The following is a 4,603-nucleotide window of genomic DNA, read 5'->3' as shown; positions in this document are numbered from 1 at the left end:
AATGAACTTCCAGCGATAAAAATCTATGAAGATGATCAAGTTCTAGCTTTTATGGATATTATGCCTCAAGCCGATGGTCATACATTAGTTATTCCAAAAACACCTGCTGTAACGCTCCTTGATTTACCCCCAGAAGCAGCCGCATATACCATCCAAATTGTTCAGAAAATTGCGAAAGCAATGGAAAAAGCCCTCAATTTAGAAGGTATCGTATTGATGCAACTTTCTGGAGCAGCGGCAGGACAAACTGTTCCGCATGTTCATTTTCACCTTATTCCTACAAATGTGCATCAACTTGGAAGACATGCTGTAGAGTTAGGCGATCAAGAAAAAATTAAAGCTTTAGCTGAGAAAATTAAAGCAGCTCTTTGATTTTTAATATATTAAAGCGGAGTTTTGACTCCGCTTTTTTTCGTCTAAAAACTATAAAAACCTAAAATAATTAATTTATTTCTAAATTTTAATCGTCATAAAACTGTCATTTATTTTTCACGCCCTTGTCACAAAGTTTGCCGATACTGCTTAGCAAGTTGGTGAGCTTTTGTAACTTTTTGTACATAAGTCAACTACAAAATAAATAGTTAACTAGGCATACGCCATTTTTAAATACCTTTTGGAGAAATCTCAATGAAGAAATTGCTACTCGCTGCCGCAGTTGCAACTTTGAGCATAAACGCGGTGCAAGCAGCGCCAACTTTGTATGGCAAACTAAATGTTTCTATTAACCAAGTTGATAATAAAAATTTCGATGGTAAAAGTGATGTTACCGAAGTTAACTCAAACTCTTCTCGCATTGGGGTAAAAGGCGAAGAGAAATTAACTGACAAGTTATCTGCTGTTTATTTAGCTGAATGGGCAATTTCTACTGATGGTTCAGGTTCTGATACTGACCTTAGCGCTCGTAACCGTTTCATCGGTTTAAAAACTGAAGGTGTTGGTACTTTAAAAGTTGGTAAATACGACTCTTATTTTAAAACTGCTGCTGGTGGTAACCAAGACATCTTTAATGACGATACACGTTTAGATATTACCAATATCATGTACGGTGAAAACCGCTTAGATAACGTAGTTGGTTTTGAATTAGACCCTAAATTATTAGCTGGTTTAACTTTCAACATTATGGCTCAAACTGGTGAAAGCACCTCTGACAGCAAACAAGGTGAAACTGGTAAAGACAGCAAAAATGACAGCTTTGACTCTGTGTCTACTGCGCTTGGTTATGAAAATAAAGACCTTGGTTTAGCAGTAGCTGCTGCTGGTGACTTTGGTATTAAAGGTAAATATGCTGCTTACGGTCTGAAAGATGTTTATACAGATGCTTACCGGGTAACTGGTTCTTATGACATCGCAAAATCAGGTTTTGTTGTAGGTGCTTTATGGCAACATGCTGAACCTACTGATGAATTGACTGCATATGGTCAATCATATAAATCAGATGGTTCAATCGATAAAGCTGGTAAAGCTTACCGCGGTTTAGAGGAACAAGCATATGCAGTAACAGCTGCTTATAAAATTCCTAACACTAAACTTAAAGTGAAAGCTGAATATGCTTCAGCTGAAACACAAGTAAGTGGTCAATCAGATCGTAAAATCGACTTGTACGGTTTAGGTCTTGATTACCAAATCAACAAGCAAGCTCGCTTCTACGGTATCGTTGCTCAACAAAAACGCGACTGGTTGAATGATGACGACAAGCAAACTGTTGTAGGTACAGGTATCGAATATAACTTCTAATTAGTTATCTTTGATTCATATCTAAAATAAAAGGGCTAATGCCCTTTTATTTTATTGTTCAGATTAAAAAAAAGCCGATATTTTTATACCGGCTTTTTTTACTTTGTAGCTTACTTTAAGAAACCACTTACAAGATTCATAACGTTTTGAATGTCTTGGTTTGCTTCTTGATGATCGGTACTTTCACCCTGAGGTGTTAATGAGTCAATGACTTGAGGTAAGACTGAAGCAATTGCACCGTAAACTTGTTCTTTTGGAGCTTGAGCTTGCGCAGCAACTTGCTCTATGTCAGCTGGATTAAATAAACTCTGCAATTGTTGAGTAGGAACTTCGCTATTACTTTGATTTGGATCAACCCAGCTTTGAACTTGGTTACCTAAACCCGCACCTTTTAACTTTTCTAAAGCAGCCTGCAAACCACCTTGTTGTTGAACCCAACCTAAGATTAAAGGTACAACTGCAATTAATAAACTTTGTACGCCACCACCTGCTTGAGGTGCGTTATTATTATTTCCAGTCACTTGACCTAATACAGAACCTAGTACTCCTCCAAGACCGCCTTGTGTGCCAGAAGAAGTATTGCCCCCCATTTGTCCGAGTACTGAACCTAAAATTCCACCTAAACCACCTTGACCTGATGCTTGCTGGTTCCCACCTAAAGCCTGCTGAGCCAAAACTTCTACAATGTTGCTTAAATTTGTCATGTGTAACTCTTATGTATGGTTTATACACGAGCATACGCGGATTCTTGTTAAGACAGCAAAAGCCAAATTGTTAAATTTTGAAAGAGATTTAGTGCTCTTTTACCAGCGGAATTTATTCCAGTTCTCTGGGTTTGCCCAGAACTTTGAATTAAACCAATCTGGAACATGCTTATAGGTCAAGATGTTAAATTGCCATAAAGCAAAATCACTATCATGTGAAGTTTTATCAATGAGTTGCGTGAAACCTAAAGAACGTAATAACTGTTCATCACTGCGTTTACTTACTACAACAATTCGTTTTGCTAATAAATCTCTTAGCTTCACTAATAATTGTGACTTTTGTAGTTCAGTTATGTTCTGCATTTCATCTGTATCAAACAATACAAAACCCAAGTCATAACGCTGAGTAAAAGGCAGACTTAAAAGCTCAGTTACGGTAAAATAGTGCCATTGAATTGCGTTATTCTGGTCAATTTTCTGGCCAATACAAAGTGCAGTATGAATAGGCTGTTCGTTTGATAAATCGTCTAGCATAGAAGTGATGACATTTTGTTCAGCCATAACTGCAACCCTTAATTGAAAGATGTGAGTTTAAACTTTATGGAACTACAAGGCATTTGCCATAAAATGCATGCAGGCCTAAAAGATGCTAGTGTAACTGATCAACAGACAACCAAGGCAAATGTTGAATACAAATTTGTATTAGACCGTTCAGAAATTGATCTTCCTTTTAATTTAGGACAAGAACTAGAAATCGAATGGACAGGTAATATTTATTGCACTTCTTGTGGCACTAAAACACCAAAATCTTATTCTCAAGGCCACTGCTTTAAATGCTTTAAAACTAAAGCAGAATGTGACCTATGCATTATGAAACCTGAAACATGCCACTATCATTTAGGTACATGTCGTGAAGATGACTTTGCCCACAATGTTTGTTTCCAACCTCATATTGTATATTTGGCAAACTCAAGTGCTCTAAAAGTGGGTATTACTCGTGTTAGCCATATGCCAGGTCGTTGGTTAGATCAAGGCGCAACCCAAGCCTTACCAATTTTAAAAGTTGGATCACGCCGTTTATCTGGTCAACTTGAAACTATGTTTGGTTCTTTAGTTGCTGACAAAACTGACTGGCGTAAACTCCTTAAAGGAGAAGCTGAACCTCTGAAACTGACTGAACAACGTGACCAGTTAATCGAAGAGTTTGCACCGAAAATTCAAACTATTCGTGAGGAATTCAGTCAAAACCTTGAATTTAACGAAACGGTTGAACTACTAGAAAATGAATTGCCACGTGAGTTTGTTTATCCAGTTGAACAATATCCTGAAAAAATTAAGTCTCTAAACTTAGATAAAACGCCCAAAATTCGTGGTGTATTACAAGGTATTAAAGGCCAATATTTAATTTTTGATATTGGTGTCATCAACGTCCGTAAATATACGGGTTACGAGCTGATCGTACGTGCCTAAGTAAATTTTAAAGCCCCTAAAATGGGGCTTTTTAATTAAGATAATCTATTTCTAAATAGCCAAGCTGCCAAAGGCAAAGTTATTAGTCCAAGTATGATCATTGGAATAAAGTTGAATTTGACTTGTGCAAAGCTTGCACCTTCCAAATAAACTCGTTGTACCAAGTTAATTCCAAACCTCAATGGATTTGCGTACGTTGCTATTTGTAATGCTTCCGGCATGTTTTCTACTGGTGTAAGTAAACCTGAAAGCAACATTAAAGGCATAATCAATAAAAACGTAAAAAGCATAGCTTGTTGCATATTTAAAGATAATGCTGAAATTGACAAGCCCACACCGACTACAGCTACGTTAAAACTCAATAAACCAAAATAAAGCAGCCCAATAGAGCCATTCATAGGAATTTTAAACCAGAAAAAAATAATCAATAAAATAATGGTTGATTGCATCAAGCCTACAAAAATTGGAGGCAAGGCCTTACCAATCATTATTTGTAATGGCGTATACGGTGTCACTAATAACTGATCAAATGTACCTTGCTCACGTTCACGCGCAACTGATAAAGCAGATAAAAGTAATGTTTGCATCATACTTAATGCCGCAATTAATGAAGGCATTAAACTCCATCTAGACTCCTGATTTGGGTTGTACCATGTTCTTGTTTCAAGGCTAATGGGTAAAGCTAAGTTAAATTT

The 4,603-nt window shown here is 36.9% G+C and carries 6 protein-coding genes; 3 read left to right on the top strand and 3 right to left on the bottom strand.

Translation table 11 applies throughout. The features are described from left to right. A partial coding sequence (locus UC75_RS02505) for an HIT family protein (RefSeq protein ID WP_049836564.1) occupies nt 1-372 on the top strand: 372 nt, incomplete at its 5' end. Nucleotides 373-627: 255 nt separating this feature from the next. Beyond that, the gene (locus UC75_RS02500; protein WP_049836563.1) at nt 628-1,734 is read left to right on the top strand and encodes a porin; all 1,107 of its coding nucleotides are present in this window, start codon (nt 628-630) and stop codon (nt 1,732-1,734) included. Between the two features lie 110 nt (nt 1,735-1,844). Here the strand turns inward: UC75_RS02500 and UC75_RS02495 are convergent, their stop codons facing one another. Next, on the bottom strand, nt 1,845-2,438 hold the full coding sequence (locus UC75_RS02495) for a YidB family protein (RefSeq protein WP_049836562.1): 594 nt from the start codon (nt 2,436-2,438) through the stop codon (nt 1,845-1,847). Between the two features lie 99 nt (nt 2,439-2,537). Further along, on the bottom strand, nt 2,538-2,999 hold the full coding sequence (locus UC75_RS02490; protein WP_005304907.1) for a DUF6231 family protein: 462 nt from the start codon (nt 2,997-2,999) through the stop codon (nt 2,538-2,540). 39 nt (nt 3,000-3,038) lie between these two features. On the opposite strand from UC75_RS02490, the gene UC75_RS02485 reads away from it, so the two are divergent. After that, the gene (locus UC75_RS02485) at nt 3,039-3,908 is read left to right on the top strand and encodes a DUF2797 domain-containing protein (RefSeq protein WP_049836561.1); all 870 of its coding nucleotides are present in this window, start codon (nt 3,039-3,041) and stop codon (nt 3,906-3,908) included. Nucleotides 3,909-3,943: 35 nt separating this feature from the next. Here UC75_RS02485 and UC75_RS19870 read toward each other — a convergent pair. Then, a partial coding sequence (locus tag UC75_RS19870) for an ABC transporter permease (RefSeq protein WP_228137034.1) occupies nt 3,944-4,603 on the bottom strand: 660 nt, incomplete at its 5' end.

It is taken from the genome of Acinetobacter sp. V2 (assembly GCF_001188385.1).
GTDB lineage: Bacteria > Pseudomonadota > Gammaproteobacteria > Pseudomonadales > Moraxellaceae > Acinetobacter > Acinetobacter oleivorans.
This window is presented reverse-complemented; position numbering and strand designations above follow the sequence as displayed.